Below are 16,647 nucleotides of genomic sequence, written 5' to 3' on the forward strand. Positions count from 1 at the left end.
ACCTTCGCGGGTTCCGGCAGTCCCGGCCACCGGGATCTTAGGAAAGGATAAGTATGGGAGCCCAGATTCGGGTCTACCGCCAGAAGATCAGCTCGACGACGTCGATGCGCAAGATCTTCAAGGCGATGGAACTGATCGCTACCTCGCGCATCGGCAAGGCCCGCGCCCGCGTAGCGGCTTCACTGCCTTACGCAAACGCGATCACGCGTGCCGTTTCTGCTGTCGCAAGCCAGCGCGAAATCGACCACCCGCTGGTGACCGAGCCGGAGCAGATCCGCCGGGCCGCCGTGCTGGTGATCACCTCCGACCGCGGCCTTGCAGGGTCCTACTCGGCGACCGTGCTCAAGCAGGCGGAAGGCATCACCGAGCTGCTCCATGAGGAGGGCAAGGAAGTCAAGACGTATGTCGTGGGCCGCAAGGCGCAGGCCTACTTCGACTTCCGGAACCGTCCCTACGAGCGTGTGTGGACCGGCAACACGGACGCACCCCAGTTCGAGACGGCGCGCGAAATCGGCGAGGCACTGCTGGAAGACTTCGCCACCGCCTACGAAGAGGGCGGCGTCGACGAAATCCACGTCGTGTACACCCGCTTCAAGTCGATGGTGACCCAGGAGCCGACGGTTGTCCGCCTGCTCCCGCTCGAGGTCGTCGAAGAGCAGGCTGCCTCCGAGTCGGAGCTGCTGCCGCTGTACGAGTTCGAACCGGAAGCGGAGCGTGTCCTCGATGCGCTGCTGCCGCGCTACATCGAGTCCCGGATCTTCGCCGCGATGCTCCAGGCAGCGGCTTCCGAGCTCGCCGCCCGCCAGCGGGCGATGAAATCCGCCGGCGACAACGCCACGGAACTCATCAAGAAGTACACGCGTCTGCGCAACACTGCCCGCCAGGCTGAGATTACGCAGGAGCTTTCCGAAATCGTGGCCGGCGCCGACGCCTTGAGCGCGTCCTAGCCGGTCCGTTGCGGACCCAGCTGTACCTGCACCAAAGAACAAACGTAACCGCCCACGCCATCTACTGAGTGAAGTGAGAGAGATGACTGCCACTGCTACCGAACACGTAGCCGCAACGTCCGGTGCCACCGGCCGTATTGCACGTGTTATTGGCCCGGTTGTCGACGTCGAATTCCCGGCTGACGCAATCCCCTCGATTTACAACGCACTCACCACGGAGATTACTCTCAACGGTGAGACCAAGACCATCACCTTCGAAGTTGCGCTGCACCTTGGCGACAACCTCATCCGCGCCATCTCCCTGCAGGCGACCGACGGCCTGGTCCGCGGCACCACCGTCGTCGACACCGGTGCCCCGATCTCCGTCCCCGTCGGCGACGGCGTCAAGGGCCACATCTTCAACGTGCTGGGCCAGCCGCTGGACGTGGCCGAGTCCGAGCTGCAGGTCAGCGAACGCTGGCCGATCCACCGCAAGGCACCCGCCTTCGCGACGCTGGAAGGCTCCACCGAGATGCTGGAGACCGGCATCAAGGTGATCGACCTCCTCACCCCGTACATCAAGGGCGGCAAGATCGGCCTGTTCGGCGGCGCCGGCGTCGGCAAGACCGTGCTGATCCAGGAAATGATCACCCGTGTTGCCCGCAACTTCGGCGGCACCTCGGTGTTCGCCGGTGTGGGGGAGCGTACCCGTGAGGGCAACGACCTCTGGGTTGAAATGGAAGAGGCCGGCGTCCTCAAGGACACCGCCCTTGTGTTCGGCCAGATGGATGAGCCGCCGGGAACGCGTCTGCGCGTGGCCCTGTCCGCGCTGACCATGGCGGAGTACTTCCGCGATGTGCAGAACCAGGACGTGCTGCTCTTCATCGACAACATCTTCCGGTTCACCCAGGCCGGTTCCGAGGTTTCCACCCTGCTCGGCCGCATGCCGTCCGCCGTGGGCTACCAGCCCAACCTGGCTGACGAGATGGGCCTCCTGCAGGAGCGCATCACCTCGACCAAGGGCCACTCCATCACCTCGATGCAGGCCATCTACGTTCCCGCAGATGACTACACCGACCCGGCCCCGGCAACGACCTTCGCACACCTCGACGCGACCACGGAACTGTCCCGTGAAATCGCTTCCCGTGGTCTGTACCCGGCCGTTGACCCGCTGACGTCGACCTCGCGCATCCTGGATCCGCAGTACATCGGCCACGACCACTACAACACGGCCGTGCGCGTCAAGCAGATCCTGCAGAAGAACAAGGAACTCCAGGACATCATCGCCATCCTCGGTGTCGATGAACTCTCCGAAGAGGACAAGATCGTCGTGTCGCGTGCACGCCGCATCCAGCAGTTCCTGTCGCAGAACACCTACACCGCCAAGCAGTTCACCGGCGTCGAGGGCTCCACCGTGTCCATCAAGGACACCGTTGAAGGCTTCACCGCTATCTGCGACGGCGACCTCGACCACATCGCAGAGCAGGCGTTCTTCAACGTCGGCGGCCTGGATGACGTTGAGCGCCAGTGGGCCAAGATCCAGGAACAGACCAAGTAATATGGCTGAGCTTGAGGTTGAGATTGTCGCAGCGGACCACTTCGTGTGGTCCGGAGCGGCCAAGATGGTCAAGGCCCGCACCAGCGATGGTGAGATCGGAATCCTGCCCGGCCACTCGCCCCTGCTGGCGATTCTGGCCGAAGGTGAACTCGCGATCGAGCCGGTGTCCGGTGACCGTATTGCCGTAGTTGTCGACGGCGGGTTCTTCTCCATCGACAACAACCGGGTCGTCATTGTTGCTGACAACGCCCAGTTGGGCGACTCAGCTACTGCGGGGATCCGCTAGCCCTACCTTGATGAACGCTATTGGTCTTCCGTTCATCATCCTGGCAACTGTCTTTGCGTTGCTGGTTTTTGCACTGTGCCTCTCCGGGGTGCGCCGCTTCAATTTGCGGCGCGCCCTGGGCACAGTGGACGCCTCCATCTGCGTGGCTGGAAACAGCTGGCAGATGGGGGTTTGTCGTTATCAGGACAATGACCTCGAGTGGTTCCGGCTGGCCTCGCTCAGCGTGCGGCCCAAGCACACCTTCCGGCGCAGCGCGCTGGAACTGACCGGCCGCCGGGAACCCACCGAATCCGAACTGGTCAAGGTCCAGCCCGAAACCGTGATTGTCGAACTGCGCTATGAAGGCCGGGACGTCCTGCTGGCCATGCGCTTCGACGCGTACACCGGCCTGTCCTCCTGGCTGGAAGCCGGCCCGGTCATCGGCGTCGGCACCTGGCGCTAATCCCGGTGGGATTTGCCGAAGACCTCCGGATCGTGGACGGGCCCGTCCTCTGGGCAGCCTGGGCCGCCGGCGCCGCCGGGGCGTTCTACCTGCTCCTGCCGCCCGGCGGCTGGCGGCGCCGGCGCACGCCCGCCGCGCTCCTGGCCGCCTGCCTCCCCGCCCTCGCCGCGGTGCTCCTGGCGGCCGCCGTCGTCCTGGCCGCGCACTGGCTCCTGGTGTACGCCCTCTACGCCTTCCCCGACGTGCTCCCGCCCGAGGTGCTCGCCTGGAGCGTGGCCGGCGTCGCCGCCCTGCTGCTGGCCCTCTTCCGGATCCGGTCCGCCCGCCGCCGGCCGCTGCCGTCCCGCCGCTGGGTTCCGGCCGCGGCATCGGCGGCCGCCGTCGCCGGCCTCCTGGGCCTCAGCGCGGTGCAGATCAACGCCTACTTCGGCTTGAACCACACCCTCGGCGACCTTGCCGGCACCGCGGTGGCCCGGGTCCAGCCGCTCGAGCAGGAGCTGCAGCGCCGGCCGGAGGAGCGGCCCGTCGGCCTTGACGGGTGGACACCGCCGCCGGGGCTGCCCGCAGCGGGCCTGGTCCGGAAGGCTGCGATCCCCGGGACCGCCTCCGGCTTCCGGAGCCGCGAGGCCTACGTCTACCTGCCGCCGGCCTACCAGGCCAGTCCCCGGCCCGCGCTGCCGGTGCTGGTGCTGGTGTCGGGGCAGCCCGGTGGACCGTCCGACTGGCTCACCGGCGGCGCCCTGCGCAGCCGGATGGACGCCTTCGCCAGGGCCCACCACGGGGTTGCCCCCGTCGTGGTGGTGGTCGACCCCAACGGCGCCCCCGAGGCGAACACGCTCTGCATGGACAGCAGGATCGCACGCGCCGACACCTTCCTGGCCACGGACGTGCCCGCCTGGATCCGCGGCACGCTCGACGTCGATCCGAACCCGCGGCAGTGGGCTGCCGGCGGGTTCTCCTTCGGCGCCACCTGTGCCGTACAGCTCGCGACCCGCCACCCCGACATCTACAGCGCGGCGCTGGCCTTCTCAAGCGAGGAGGAACCGGCCCTCGCCAAGGAGCGGCACCGGACCATCGAGGCGGCGTTCGGCGGCGACACCGCGGCGTTCGAACGCCAGATACCGCTGCGGCTGCTGCAGGAGCGCCGGTACGACGGCGCGGCCTACTTCGCCGCCGGTGAACGGGACACCCAGTTCGTCCGCTACCTGGACGTGCTCTCCGCCGCCGCGCAGCGGGCCGGTTTCTCCGTCCGCCGGCAGCTCGTCCCCGACGTGGGCCACTCCTGGGAAGTCGCGGCCCGCGGGCTGCCGTCGGGACTGGACTTCCTGGCGTCCCGGTGGGGGATCGCGCCATGACCGGCTGGCTGCGCCGGATCGCCCGGCACCTGCGCCGGATCCCGTTCTCCCTGGCGTTCCTGACGGTGTTCCTGGCGGTCGGGGCGGTGACTGGAAGCTTCCTGGGCGGGCCCCCTGCGGCCCTGCTGGAGGCCGCCTCGGTCAGCGCCCCCGGGCTGCAGGGCGGCCTGTGGTGGACGCTGTTCAGCTCGCTGTTCTTCGCCACCAACCCGCTCGCGTACCTTGCCGCTTCCCTGATGATCCTGGGCCTGGTTGGCCTGGCCGAGCGGCTGCTCGGGCCGCTGCGGACGGCCGTGTTCTTTTTCGCCGGACAGTTCGCGGCGGTCACCCTGTTCCTCCTGGCCGCCCAGCTGGCGCAGTTTGCCGGGGACACCTGGCTCGGGGCCATGGTGGAGGCGCGGCTGATCGGCCCCTACGCGGCGGTCCTGGCCGTTTTCCTGGCCGCGTCCGCCCTGCTGCCGGCGTTGTGGCAGCGGCGGCTGCGGACGGCGGTGCTGTCCGCCTCGCTGCTGCTGGTGCTGTACGTCGGACACCCCGAGACGGTCGTCGGCCTGGCAGGAGCCGCGGCGGGTCTGCTGGCGGGCTGGTGGCTGCAGGGCGGGTCCGGGACCCTGCACCGGCATCGCTCCACCGGCCGGGAAACCCGCAACCTCCTCGCGCTGACGGTGGCCATCTTCGCCGTCGGCCCGATCATCACCGCGGCGGTCCGCAGCCCGGTCGGACCGCTGGCGCTGCTGCGGGACGTGGTGCTTAACCCGCTGCCGACGCTGAGCGAGCTGGAGCAGAACTGCAGCGGCGGCGTCGATATCAGCTGCCTCGGTGCCGGCCGGGAGGGCTACGCCGGGCCGCTCGGCGTTGCCCTGGCAGTGGTCCCCGTGGTGTTGCTGCTGATCTGCGCGGACGGGATGCGGCACGGCCGCCGGCTCGCGCTGCGGATCGCTGTCCTGGTGCAGCTGGGCGTGACGGCCCTGGCCGCCGTGTACCTGGCCCTGCTGGCGCGGATCCCGCACTTCCCGGGCAGGCCGCACACCGCGGTCCTGGGGTCCGGCCTGGTCCACGTGCTGCCGCTGGTGGCCGTGCCGCTGGCCCTGGTGCTCCTGCTGCTCGCCAACCGGCGGCTGTTCCGGGTGGAAACCACCCGGAACGCCCGGCGCGCCCTGGGGCTGGGTGTGGCGGGAACCTTCCTGGTGCTGGCCGGGGCCTACACGCTGGCCTGGTTCGCCGCGGGCGGCCCGGTGCGCGACGGCGGTTGGTTCGGGCTGGCGGCCGAGCTCGCGCGCCAGTACCTTCCGCTGCCGATTCCCGGCGCCTACAGCCGCGTCTTCCAGGACCGGAACGCGGTGGAGGGCTTCCTGTTCGGCTATTCCGGCATCGTGTTCTGGGTGGTGGCGCTGGCGGGCGTATGGCTGGTCCTGCTCCGCCGCCACCACGGCACGGACGCCGGGACCGGAGACCGTGATGTGGCGCGGCGGCTGATCCGGCAGGGCGGGGACTCGCTGTCCTGGATGGCGCTGTGGGAACCGAACAGCTACTGGTTCGCTCCCGGCGGCCGCGGGGGAGTGGCCTACCAGCAGCACGGCAACGTCGCGCTGACGGTCGCCGGGCCGTTCGGACCGGCCGGGCACCGCGGGGACACCGCTGTGCAGTTCCTCGCCTACTGCACCGAGCACGCCCTGATCCCGGCCCTCTACTCCTGCACGGACGAGCTGTGGCCGTTGCTCCGGGCCCGGGGTTTCCGGCGTGTCGCCGTCGCGCTGGAAACCCGTCTGGCGGTCCGCGAGCTGGACTTCAAAGGCAAGGAATGGCAGAACGTCCGTACGGCGCTGAACCGCGCTGCCCGCACCGGCGTCCGGGCGGTCTGGGCCCGCTACCGTGACATCCCCGCCCCGCTGCGGGCACAACTGAGCGAGATCTCCGAAGAGTGGGCGGCGCGGAAGCCCGTTCCGGAGATGGGGTTCACGCTGGGCGGCCTCGATGAACTCGACGACGAGGACGTCCTGTGCTGCCTGGCCGTCGATCCGGCGGACCGGGTCCTCGGCGTGACCAGCTGGCTGCCGGTCCACGAGGACGGGAAGCTGGTGAGCTGGACACTGGATTTCATGCGCCGCCGCGGCGACGCGTTCCCCGGCGTGATGGAGTTCCTGATCGCCTCCGCGGTCCAGGAGCTTCGCCGCAGCGTCGAGGTCATCTCGCTGTCGGGCTCCCCGCTGGCCCGGGAAGAGGCTGCGGCGGCCCCGGAGGAGCGCCCTGCCGGGGCGGACCGGGAGAGGGAAGGCCTGGCAGGGATCCTGGACGTGGTGGGACGGGCCCTGGAACCGGTGTACGGCTTCCGTTCCCTGGCGGCCTTCAAATCGCGCTTCAAGCCGGAGTACCGCACCCTTTACCTGTATTACCAGGATCCCCTGCAGCTGCCCGCGATCGGCCGGGCGCTGAGCCGGGCATACCTTCCGGACCTGTCGGTCCGCCAGAGCGCACGGCTGTTGCGGACACTGGTCCGCTAATTCGGCACGGCACGCGCATTGATGGCCGGCATAAACGGTCCTGGCAATTGCGCTGCGCCGGACAAAGAAATGGTCCCCGGCATAAATGTCGGGGACCATTTCTTGACGGGCTGCCGAGGCAGCCGCCGGGAAAAACTAGACGACGGTGACGCCGGTGGCCTGCGGGCCCTTGGCGCCCTGACCGATCTCGAACTGAACGCGCTGGTTCTCGTCGAGGGTCTTGAAGCCGCCGGTCTGGATCTCGGAGTAGTGAACGAAGACGTCACCCTCGGAGTCGTCCGGGGTGATGAAGCCGAAGCCCTTTTCAGCGTTGAACCACTTGACGGTTCCCTGTGCCATTTAATTCTCCTCATTAGTGGATCTTGAAGAAGTCCGGCGCACTGTGCACCGGGCTTGGTCACTCTGCGAGAAGAACCCTGGCTTCTACCGGACGGGCCGGAATTTCGGCGGCAGGCGCTTCGCGCTCGCAACATGTCTTGCGAGCATGAAAAACACCTACACAAAGACTGATACCAGAATTCCATGCCTCCCGCGTCTGGTCAACGGGTCCGCGCACAATTGGCAGAAATTTTAGCTAAAGGATTGATGAACGGCCGGAACCCGGGCAATGCGGCCGCGCGGGCCTCTCCGGCGTGTAATAGCGCCGCGCGCAAAAGGGGTATTAGGAAAGCGGCTCAAGCCATTCTCCGCGCCGCATTACCCGGGATAGTTCCAGGCCGGAATTGACCACGACGGCGTCCGCGGACAACCCGGTCCGCAACGACCCGAATTCGTCGCCGAGCCCGAGGACCGCCGCCGGAACCTCGGAGGCCGAGCGGACGGCGTCGGGCAGCGGAACTCCGGCGGCCACGGTGCGGCGCACGACCTCCAGCAAGGTGGCGGTCCCGCCGGCCAGGGCACCGCCATCGGACAGGCGGGCGACTCCGGCCGCGACGGTGACAGCGGCGCGGCCCAGGGCGTAGCCGCCGTCGGGGAGCCCGGCGGCGGCCATGGAGTCGGTGACCAGGGCGACGTTGGCGGCGCCGGCCAGCGCGAAGACGGTGGCGACGACCGCCGGGTCCAGGTGCACGCCGTCAGCCACCAGCTCAAGCACGGCGTGCCCGGTCGCAGCGCTGCGCAGGCAGGCGGCCACCGGCCCCGGATTCCGGTGGTGCAGCGGGGGCATGCCGTTGAAGAGGTGCGTCACGGTGGGCCGGCCGCCGCGGACAGGGGCCTCAGCGGTGAGTGCGGCCCCGGCGTCCAGCAGCGCGGCGGCGGCGGTCGCGTCGTCGCAGTCGGTGTGGCCCAGCGAGGGGATCACGCCGTGCCGGGCCAGCTCCCGCGCCAGCGCCCCCGCGCCCGGCAGCTCCGGGGCGTAGGTCATCGAGGCGAGCGCACCGCCGGCAGCAGCCAGCAGCTCGGCCAGCAGCCCGGGGTCCGGGTCGCGCAGGAACGCCGGGTCCTGCGCTCCGCAGCGGGCCAATGCCAGGAAGGGCCCTTCCAGCAGCATGCCGGCCAGCAGTCCCTCGTCGCAGAGCCGTGCATGCAGCCGGAGCCCGTGCAGCAGCGTCTCGCGCGGGGCGGTGACGAGGCCGGCGAGAAGGGTGGTGGTGCCGGAGCGGTGCAGGAAGTCGACGGCGCGGCGGGAGCCCGCCTCGTCGCCGGCGGTGAAATCGCCGCCGGCCGCTCCGTGGCAGTGCAGGTCCACGAGTCCGGGAAGGATCAGGGCGCCGGGCGGCAGGTGCAGCTCGCGTACCGGTCCGGAGCCGGCGGCAGGCACTGTTCTATCGAGCACGGTGCTGTCGAACACGGCGCTGTCGAACCCGTCGCTGTCGAACCCTGTTGCGGGTCCGGCGTAGGCAATCCGGCCTCCCGCCACGGCCAGCACGGCGTCCTCAAGGACGGTGCCGCCGCTGACCATCGTGCCGGTGAGCAGCTGGCGGGCATTCGCGGCGGGGTCCATGCCCCGAGTCTAGGCGGGAGCCGGGCCCGGGGCGGTTAGAAGAGCCGGGATTCGCTGTCGTCGACGCCGCGCATAGCGTCGTAGTCCAGGGTGACGCAATCGATGCCGCGGTCGTTGGCCAGCACCTTGGCCTGCGGCTTGATCTGCTGCGCGGCGAAAATGCCGCGCACCGGGGCCAACAGGGGATCCCGGTTGAGCAGTTCGAGGTAGCGGGTGAGCTGTTCGACGCCGTCGATGTCGCCGCGGCGCTTGAGCTCGATCGCGACGGTGCCGCCGCTGGCGTCCCGCGCCAGGATGTCCACCGGGCCGATCGCGGTGAAGTACTCGCGGCGGATCAGTGAGAAGCCGGCGCCGAGGGTTTCGATCTGGTCCGCCAGCAGCCGCTGCAGGTCCGCCTCGACCCCGTCCTTGATCAGTCCAGGGTCCAGGCCCAGTTCGTGCGAGGTGTCGTGCAGCTGCTCGTGGATGTTGATGATCAGGCGGTCATCGGTCTTGGCGGACTGCACGGTCCACTGCTCGATCACGCCGGCCTCGACGTCGACCTCCTCCGGAGTGGAGATACGCAGGCGCGCGGGGGGACTCATCCAGTTCAGCGGCTTGTAGGATCCGCCGTCCGAGTGGACCAGCACGGAGCCGTCGGCCTTGACCAGCAGCAGCCGGGTGGCGAGCGGGAGGTGGGCCTTGAGCCGGCCGACATAATCAACGGAGCAACGGGCTATGACTAAACGCACCCGGTCAACACTACCGTCTGAAGCCACGGGGTTTCATGCCGTGCCCGGCGCGGTGCCGGACCGTTCGTCCCCGGCACCGCCGCCGGCTGGGGCAGAATGGAAGCATGCCGCGTTCCAACCGACCCCGCCGTGCCGCGGGCAAAGCCCCCTCTGGGCGGGGAGCCGGCAGGACGGGCGGCGGCAAGCACGCCGCCGGCCCGGCCCCCGAACTGGACCTGGAGCGTGCGCGCACCGGGATTGCCCGGCGGGAGAGCGCGCCCGACGGCGAATGGATGGTGCGCCTGATCTCCGCCGACCGGGCCGGCAAGACCTACGTCTGCCCCGGCTGCTCCACGGCGGTCACCCCGGGCACCGCGCACCTGGTGGTCTGGGCCGAGGACCACCTCTTCGGTGCGGCCGCCGGCCTTGCCGAGCGGCGGCACTGGCACTCCAACTGCTGGACCTCGCGCAGCTACCGGTACCGCTGAACGCCCGCAGGCGCCCCGGTCGCTAAGCTGGAGGGCATGACTTTCGACCCGGCGTCCTACGTATTCAGCCAGCCCTCCGAACCGACCGCGATCCGGGCCTCGACCGTGCTTCCGGCGCACCGCGAGAACGTGGAGCTCCGCACCGCGGACGGGCACCGGCTGGTCGGCGAGCTGGCGCTGCCGGAATCGGGCGAGATCAAGGCCACCCTCATCACGCTGCACCCGCTGCCGACGCACGGCGGCTTCATGGATTCCCACGTCTACCGCAAGGCCTCCTACCGGCTGCCGGCGCTCGCTGGCATCGCGGTGCTGCGCTTCAACACCCGCGGCACGTCCTCGCCGCGCGGCACCAGCCAGGGCTCCTTCGAGGAAGGCATCGGCGAACGCTACGACGTGGAGGCGGCGGTACAGTTCGCCGTCGACCGCGGGCTGCCCAACCGCTGGCTGGTCGGCTGGTCGTTCGGAACGGAACTGGCACTGATGTACGGCGCCACCGGGGCGGTGGCCGAGGCGATCGAGGGCGCCGTCCTGCTCTCGCCCCCGCTGCACCGCGCCACGGACGTCCATTTGAAGGAGTGGGCCGCGTTCGGCAAACCGCTGAAGGTCCTGGTCCCGGAACACGACGATTACCTGCAGCCGGCAGCCGCCGCGGAGCGCTTCGCCCTGGTGCCGCACGCCGACGTCGTGGGCGTCGACGGGGCCAAGCACCTCTGGGTGGGGGAGAAGTACGCCGGCCGGGTGCTCAACGAGATTGTCGCCGAGGTGCTCCCGGGCGGCAGCGCGGCGGAGCTGCCGGGTCACTGGAGCGGGCCGGTGGCCACGGCGCACGCCTGAGCGCTGAACGCTAGTGCTTGTCCTGGCGGACGATGAAGATTTCCTTCACCAGCAGCATCACGGCAGCCGCCGTCGGAATGGCGATCAGGGCGCCCAGCACGCCGAGCACGCTGCCGCCGGCGATGACCGAGATCACGGCCACCGCCCCGGGGACCGCGACGGCCTTCTGCATGATGCGCGGGGAGATGAAGTACGCCTCGAACTGCAGGTAGGCGAAGTAGCAGACCGCGTACGCTACGGCCGTCTGCCAGCCGGCGGTCAGTGAAATCAGCGTCACCAGGACGCCGGCGATCATCCCGCCCACCAGCGGGATGAAGGCCAGCAGGGCCACGACGAAGGCGAGCAGCACCGCGAACGGGACGCCGACGATCGACATCACAATGAAGGCGAAGGTGGCGTTGAGCAGCGCGACGCAGACCTGGCCGATGACGTAGTTGCCGACCGAGCCGGTGATTTCCTCGGACAGGGCCTCGACCCTGGCCCGGCGCGAACGCGGCGCCAGCCGGTAGCCCCACTTCTTCATGGACGGCATGGCCGAGAGGAAGTAGAGACTGAGGACCAGCACAATCAGCGCACCGAACAGGCCGTTGGCCACGGTCGAGCCGAAACCGACGACGCCGCCGAAGATCCCGCCCATGGCCTCCGGGTTGTTAACGAACTTCTCCAGCTCCTGGGTGATCCGCTCCCGGACCCCGAACTGGCTGTCCAGCGAGCGGAAGAAATCGGAGTCGATGAAGTCCTGGATCCAGTGCGGCGCCTCCCGCACGATCTGGGTTACCTGCTGCACAATGGTGGGGATCAGGGTGGCGAAGAACCCGGTGACCGCCAGGGCCAGGACCGCCACGGAGACCAGGATGCCTGCCGGCCGCGGCACCTTCTTGGCCTCGAGCCAGCGCACCACCGGGTCGAGGCCCAGCGCGATGAACAGGGCAGTCACGATCCAGAGCAGCAGCTGCGTGGTGTTCGAACCGATCCAGTACACCAGCAGGGCGGCGCCGACGCCGACCGTCCCCATGAAACCGACGTACAGCGGATGCTGGGCGGACATCCGCGGGCCCGGGTTGCCGAATTTCGCCGTGTCCCCGGTCTCCGACCCGGTTCCGGTCTCGTCTTCATGCTCGGGGGGCATCTCGAAGCGCAGCCGCGGCTGGGCTCCGGGCAGCGGCTGCCGCAGCCGGCGGGCGAGGGAGACGAGGAACCCAGCCGCGGCCGCCCGCGGATGGGACACACGCGGAGCGGAAACAGCCGGGGCGGAATCGGCCGGGCCGGGAGACGGTGCGGCGGACGCCTGCGGGCTGCGCGGCTGGCCGCCGGATTCCCGACTGGCTGCTGGTCCGGCGGGGGAGGAATCCGTGGGTTCAGTCACTGCGTTGAATGCCCTTTTGGTCTGCGGTTTCCCTGCGGAACCGCGGTTGCGGGCAGGGTGTGATGATCACCGCAAACACTATCAGCAGCCCCGTGAACTAGCGGGTTGGCGGGGTCTTGGACGGTCCGGGTCGGGGACAGGGGGAAACCCCGATCTGACTCGCAGGTAACAAAACGGTTACTCTTAAACTTACGTGTCCGCTGATGATAGGTAATATTTTGCGTTTCAAGACTGCAGTTGCACTTGTGCTGCTCGGCCTCCTGACACTGCTGGCCGGGATCGGGCAGAAGACGTTCTGGGCTCCGGCCGAGACCGTCACCGCCACCGCGCCCTCGGGCGGCAGCGCCGCCCCGCTGACCGTCTTCGACGAGAAACTGCGCACCCTGCACGGCGGCACGGTGAAGATCCACATCAAGGGCGAAGGCAGCTTCATGCTGGCCTCCGGCCGGCCGGACGACGTCGACGCCTGGGTTGGCAAGACCGCCCACAACACCGTGTCCGGTGTTTCCGAGGACGGCAAGTCACTGCAGCTCGACCACGCGGACGGAGAGGACAGTGCGCCCTCGCCCGCCGGCTCGGACCTGTGGGTGACCACGGAGAACGCCAACGGCGAGCTCGACTACACGTGGACCGCCCCCGCGGACGGCGACTGGTCGCTGCTCCTGGCAGCGGACGGCAAGAAGGCCGCCCCCGCCTCCATCTCGATGACGTTCCCCAATGACACGTCCACGCCCTGGGCCATCCCGCTGATGGTGCTCGGCGCACTGCTGATGCTGGCCGGGGCTGCCCTGCTGGTCCTCAAGCCCAAGCCGCGCAACGGCAAGGGCGGCGGAACGGCCGCTGGCGGTGCCAAGGAGGGCCTGCCCGCCAGCCCGGCCCCGGAAGGGCCTGAGGCCAAGACCGGGCACACCAGCCAGCGCGCCCGGGCCGGCAGCGCCGGTGCGGCTGTCGCCCTGCTGACCGCTGCCGCGGTGGGCGGCACCGGCGTCGCCGCCCAGGCAAGCCAGAGCCCGGCACCCTCGCCGGCTGCAACCACCGCGGCCGCGCAGGAGTCCGGCACGCCGGTCCTGGTCGACGCCCAGTTCCGCCGCATCCTCGAACAGGTTGCCAGCGCCGTCAACGCCGGCGACGCGGCCAAGGACGCAGCCAAGCTTGCACCGCGCGTCGGCTCGACCGAGCTTGACGTACGGAAGCAGAACTACAAGATCCGGTCCAGCGTGGGCAGCTACGAGCCCCGCATGCCGGTCCGCGCCACGAAGCTGCTCACCACCGTCGTCAGCAACAACCGCGAATGGCCGCGCCGGGTCATGGCTGTCACCCAGGGCGACGGCAACGTCGTGCCGCAGCTGCTGACCCTGGTCCAGGCCTCCGCCCGCGAGAACTACAAGCTCGTCGGCGCCACGCCGCTGCAGCCCGGGACCACGTTCCCCGGCATCAACCGCGGCGGCACCGAAACGCCGGCTGCCTCGGACAAGTCCGGCCTGCTCTACAGCGGCGAGGAGGCCCTCTCCGGCCTCGCCGACCGCCTGACCAAGGCGGATTCGACGTTCAAGGACAAGCTGGCCGAGGGCAAGTCCTCGCCCTACATCGCGGACACCCTGGCCTACCAGAAGGACGTCGTGGCCTCGGGCAAGAACGGCAAGTTCTCCTTCAGCCACAAGGTTGATCCGGCCAGCACCGTGGTGTTCCGGACCGCCGACGGCGGCGCCCTGGTCCTGGGCCGGCTGAACTTCGCGCTGGACGGCACGCCGAAGAATTCCGGGGACAAGCTCACGATCGGCAACGACGCGGCCGCCCTGGCCGGCGGCAAGGAAACCAGCACCGGCATGGTCCTGAGCTTCGCCGAGTCCGTGGCCGTGTACGTCCCGCCGGCCGGATCCAAGGATCCGATGAAGCTGGTTGCCGCCACCCGCGGGCTGGTGGGAGCCAAGTTCAAGTAGGACCGGTTCACGAAGGACACGGCCGGAACCGCACCGGCACAGCAGAATAGCCCAGCACCGCAACGACCGGGCCGCAACCGCGGCCCGGTCGTTGCCGCGTCGGGCGTAGTGGATAGAGTGGAGTCATGACTTCGCCAGCTTCCCGCCCGGTCCCGCCAGCTGCCGCAAACCCGCTGAACCTGCGGGGCGCCGTCGACCTGTCCTCGCTCAAACAGCGGCCCGCGCCGGCGGCGCCGGCCGCCCCGGGCCAGCCCGGCCCCGGCGGCCAGGGCGGCGAGGGCGGCCCGTCGGAGGGAGGCGCTGGAACGCCGCTCCGGGTCGACGTCACCGAGGGCACCTTCCAGGAGCTCGTCGACCTCTCCGCCCAGGTCCCCGTCGTCATCGCGCTGTGGGCCGGTTACTCCCCGGGCTCCGCGCAGCTGGTGGACGCGCTGGAACAGATCGTCGAGGACTACGCCGGACGCCTCGTCCTCGGCGCCGCCGACATCGAAGCATTCCCTGCGCTCGCGCAGGCCTTCCAGGTCCAGGCGGTTCCCACCGCCGTCGCCGTGGTCAAGGGACAGCCCGTACCGCTGTTCCAGGGCGGCGCCGACGAACAGCAGGTGCGCAGCCTGTTCGATGAACTGCTCAAGGTCGCCGCGGCCAACGGAGTGACCGGCCGGATCGGCGCGGGGGGCCCCGGTGCGGCCGAGCCCGAGGCCCCGCCGCTGCCGCCGCTGCACCAGAAAGCCTTCGACGCCATCGAAGCCGGCGACTATGCCGGCGCCGCGGCAGCCTACCGCCAGGCGCTCACCGAGATGCCCTCGGACGCCGAAGCCAAGGCCGGGCTGGCGCAGGTGGAGCTCATGGGCCGCCTGGAGTCGCTCTCCGCCGCCGAGACGGACGCGCTGCGCAGCCGCGCCGCGGACGAACCGGACAACCTGGAGGCACAGCTCACCGTCGCCGACCTGGACGTCGCCGGCGGCCACGTGGAGGACGGCCTGGGCCGGATCGTGGCCTTCATCGGAAGGAACTTCGGCCCCGAACGCGAAACCGCCCGGGTGCGCCTGCTCGAGCTGTTCGACGTCGTGGGTACCTCCGATCCGCGGGTCGCCAAGGCCCGCCAGAACCTCGCGCGGGTGCTGTTCTGATGGGGTCGGCTCTCTTCAGCCCCCTCGAGCTGCGTTCGCTGCGGCTCGAGCACCGCGGCTGGGTGTCGCCGATGTGCCAGTACAGCTGCGAACCGGAGACCGGCGAGGGCGTACCCAACGACTGGCACCTGATGCACCTCGGGTCCTTCGCCACCGGCGGCGCCGCCCTGATCCTGACCGAGGCCGCTGCCGTCAACGCCGCCGGGCGGATCAGCCCGCGTGACGCCGGCCTGTTCAACGACAGCCAGGCCGAAGCCTGGCAGCGGATCGTCGCCTTCGTGCACCGGCACGGCAGCGCCGGCGCCAAGATCGGCACCCAGCTCGCGCACGCCGGGCGCAAAGCCTCGTCCTACTGGCCGTTCTCCGGCAAGGCGGGCACCGTCCCGGCCGACGAGGGCGGCTGGGACACCGTGGGCCCGGGCACCGGGGCCTTCGACGGCTACGCGCCGCCGTCGGCGATGTCCGAGGCCGAGATCGACGGCGTGATCGCCGACTTCGCCGCCGCTGCGGTCCGGGCGGTCGACGTAGGCTTCGACACCATCGAGATCCACGGTGCACACGGCTACCTGCTGCACCAGTTCCAGAGCCCGCTGGTCAACGACCGCACGGACGGCTGGGGCGGCAGCGAAGCAGGCCGGAACCGGCTGACCCTCGCCGTGATCGACGCCGTGCGGGACGTCATCCCCGACTCCATGCCGCTGCTGCTGCGTATCTCCGCCTCGGACTGGGCCGAAGGGGGTATCGATGCCGAGACCTCGGTCCGGCTGGCACGCGCCGCCGGGGAACACGGGGTGGACCTTGTGGATGTATCCAGCGGCGGTGCGGTGGCGCACCAGTCGATCCCGGTGGGCCCGGGGTACCAGACCGGTTTCAGTGCCCGGATCCGCCGCGAGGCCGGCGTCCGAACCGGCACCGTGGGCCTGCTGACCTCGGCCGGGCAGGCCGAACATGCCGTCGCCACCGGACAGGCGGACGGGGTGTTCATCGCCCGGGCCGCGCTCCGGGACCCGCACTGGTGGCTGCGCGCCGCCTTCGAACTGGGACACGAGCTGGCCTGGCCGCCGCAGTACGAGCGGGCCATCCCGCGGCACACGTTTTAGCGGCCCGCCCGGGCGGGCGTAGTCCGCTGGGATGAACGCCTGCAGTACCCCTTGCGGAGGACCCGTTTC

15 protein-coding genes are annotated in these 16,647 nt (G+C 69.8%); 11 read left to right on the forward strand and 4 right to left on the reverse strand.

Annotated elements, in window-relative coordinates; all coding sequences use genetic code 11:
- The first annotated feature begins 53 nt into the window (after window positions 1–53).
- The 6 genes from ASG71_RS08385 (at window position 54) to ASG71_RS08410 (ending at window position 7,068) form a co-directional block, all read left to right on the forward strand.
- Window positions 54–947: a F0F1 ATP synthase subunit gamma gene (locus ASG71_RS08385; RefSeq protein ID WP_056738180.1), complete on the forward strand. Its 894-nt coding sequence runs from the start codon at window positions 54–56 to the stop codon at window positions 945–947.
- A gap of 82 nt (window positions 948–1,029) precedes the next feature.
- Window positions 1,030–2,484: a F0F1 ATP synthase subunit beta gene (atpD, locus tag ASG71_RS08390; RefSeq protein WP_056738181.1), complete on the forward strand. Its 1,455-nt coding sequence runs from the start codon at window positions 1,030–1,032 to the stop codon at window positions 2,482–2,484.
- A 1-nt stretch (window position 2,485) separates the two neighbouring features.
- Window positions 2,486–2,770: a F0F1 ATP synthase subunit epsilon gene (locus tag ASG71_RS08395; protein WP_056738182.1), complete on the forward strand. Its 285-nt coding sequence runs from the start codon at window positions 2,486–2,488 to the stop codon at window positions 2,768–2,770.
- A 10-nt stretch (window positions 2,771–2,780) separates the two neighbouring features.
- Window positions 2,781–3,212, forward strand: a complete 432-nt coding sequence (locus ASG71_RS08400) for a DUF2550 domain-containing protein (RefSeq protein WP_056738183.1) — start codon at window positions 2,781–2,783, stop codon at window positions 3,210–3,212.
- 5 nt (window positions 3,213–3,217) lie between these two features.
- Window positions 3,218–4,567 carry an alpha/beta hydrolase gene (locus ASG71_RS08405; protein WP_056738184.1) on the forward strand — a complete coding sequence of 450 codons (1,350 nt, stop codon included), beginning with the start codon at window positions 3,218–3,220 and terminating at the stop codon, window positions 4,565–4,567.
- On the forward strand, window positions 4,564–7,068 hold the full coding sequence (locus ASG71_RS08410) for a bifunctional lysylphosphatidylglycerol flippase/synthetase MprF (protein WP_056738185.1): 2,505 nt from the start codon (window positions 4,564–4,566) through the stop codon (window positions 7,066–7,068). The genes ASG71_RS08405 and ASG71_RS08410 overlap by 4 nt, the downstream gene beginning before the upstream one ends.
- 135 nt (window positions 7,069–7,203) lie before the next feature.
- Here the strand turns inward: ASG71_RS08410 and ASG71_RS08415 are convergent, their stop codons facing one another.
- From ASG71_RS08415 to nucS, 3 genes are all read right to left on the reverse strand, one after another.
- On the reverse strand, window positions 7,204–7,407 hold the full coding sequence (locus ASG71_RS08415; protein WP_056738186.1) for a cold-shock protein: 204 nt from the start codon (window positions 7,405–7,407) through the stop codon (window positions 7,204–7,206).
- Between the two features lie 322 nt (window positions 7,408–7,729).
- Entirely contained in the window at window positions 7,730–9,010 is a 1,281-nt protein-coding gene (locus tag ASG71_RS08420) for an N-acetylglucosamine-6-phosphate deacetylase (protein WP_056738187.1), read from the reverse strand.
- Between the two features lie 35 nt (window positions 9,011–9,045).
- The gene (nucS, locus tag ASG71_RS08425) at window positions 9,046–9,741 is read right to left on the reverse strand and encodes an endonuclease NucS (RefSeq protein ID WP_056738188.1); all 696 of its coding nucleotides are present in this window, start codon (window positions 9,739–9,741) and stop codon (window positions 9,046–9,048) included.
- A gap of 104 nt (window positions 9,742–9,845) precedes the next feature.
- Here nucS and ASG71_RS08430 point away from each other — a divergent pair, with 104 nt between their 5' ends.
- Complete coding sequence (locus tag ASG71_RS08430; protein WP_056738189.1) at window positions 9,846–10,208, forward strand: hypothetical protein; 363 nt, start codon at window positions 9,846–9,848, stop codon at window positions 10,206–10,208.
- 36 nt (window positions 10,209–10,244) lie between these two features.
- Window positions 10,245–11,042: an alpha/beta hydrolase gene (locus ASG71_RS08435; RefSeq protein WP_056738190.1), complete on the forward strand. Its 798-nt coding sequence runs from the start codon at window positions 10,245–10,247 to the stop codon at window positions 11,040–11,042.
- Window positions 11,043–11,052: 10 nt separating this feature from the next.
- On the opposite strand, the gene ASG71_RS08440 is transcribed toward ASG71_RS08435, so the two are convergent.
- On the reverse strand, window positions 11,053–12,270 hold the full coding sequence (locus ASG71_RS08440; protein WP_235563954.1) for an AI-2E family transporter: 1,218 nt from the start codon (window positions 12,268–12,270) through the stop codon (window positions 11,053–11,055).
- A gap of 341 nt (window positions 12,271–12,611) precedes the next feature.
- On the opposite strand from ASG71_RS08440, the gene ASG71_RS08445 reads away from it, so the two are divergent.
- The 3 genes from ASG71_RS08445 to ASG71_RS08455 all read left to right on the forward strand — a co-directional run bounded on the left by ASG71_RS08445 (window position 12,612) and on the right by ASG71_RS08455 (window position 16,578).
- Window positions 12,612–14,348, forward strand: coding sequence for a hypothetical protein (locus ASG71_RS08445; protein ID WP_056738192.1), 1,737 nt, complete (start codon window positions 12,612–12,614; stop codon window positions 14,346–14,348).
- Between the two features lie 125 nt (window positions 14,349–14,473).
- On the forward strand, window positions 14,474–15,478 hold the full coding sequence (locus tag ASG71_RS08450; protein WP_056738193.1) for a tetratricopeptide repeat protein: 1,005 nt from the start codon (window positions 14,474–14,476) through the stop codon (window positions 15,476–15,478).
- Window positions 15,478–16,578 (forward strand): NADH:flavin oxidoreductase/NADH oxidase, encoded by a 1,101-nt coding sequence (locus ASG71_RS08455; RefSeq protein ID WP_056738194.1) that lies wholly within the window; start codon window positions 15,478–15,480, stop codon window positions 16,576–16,578. Before ASG71_RS08450 ends, ASG71_RS08455 begins: the two co-directional genes overlap by 1 nt.
- The last annotated feature ends 69 nt before the right edge of the window (window positions 16,579–16,647 follow it).

Origin of the sequence: Arthrobacter sp. Soil763, from assembly GCF_001428365.1 — a bacterium.
In the GTDB taxonomy this organism is placed as follows: Bacteria; Actinomycetota; Actinomycetes; order Actinomycetales; family Micrococcaceae; genus Arthrobacter.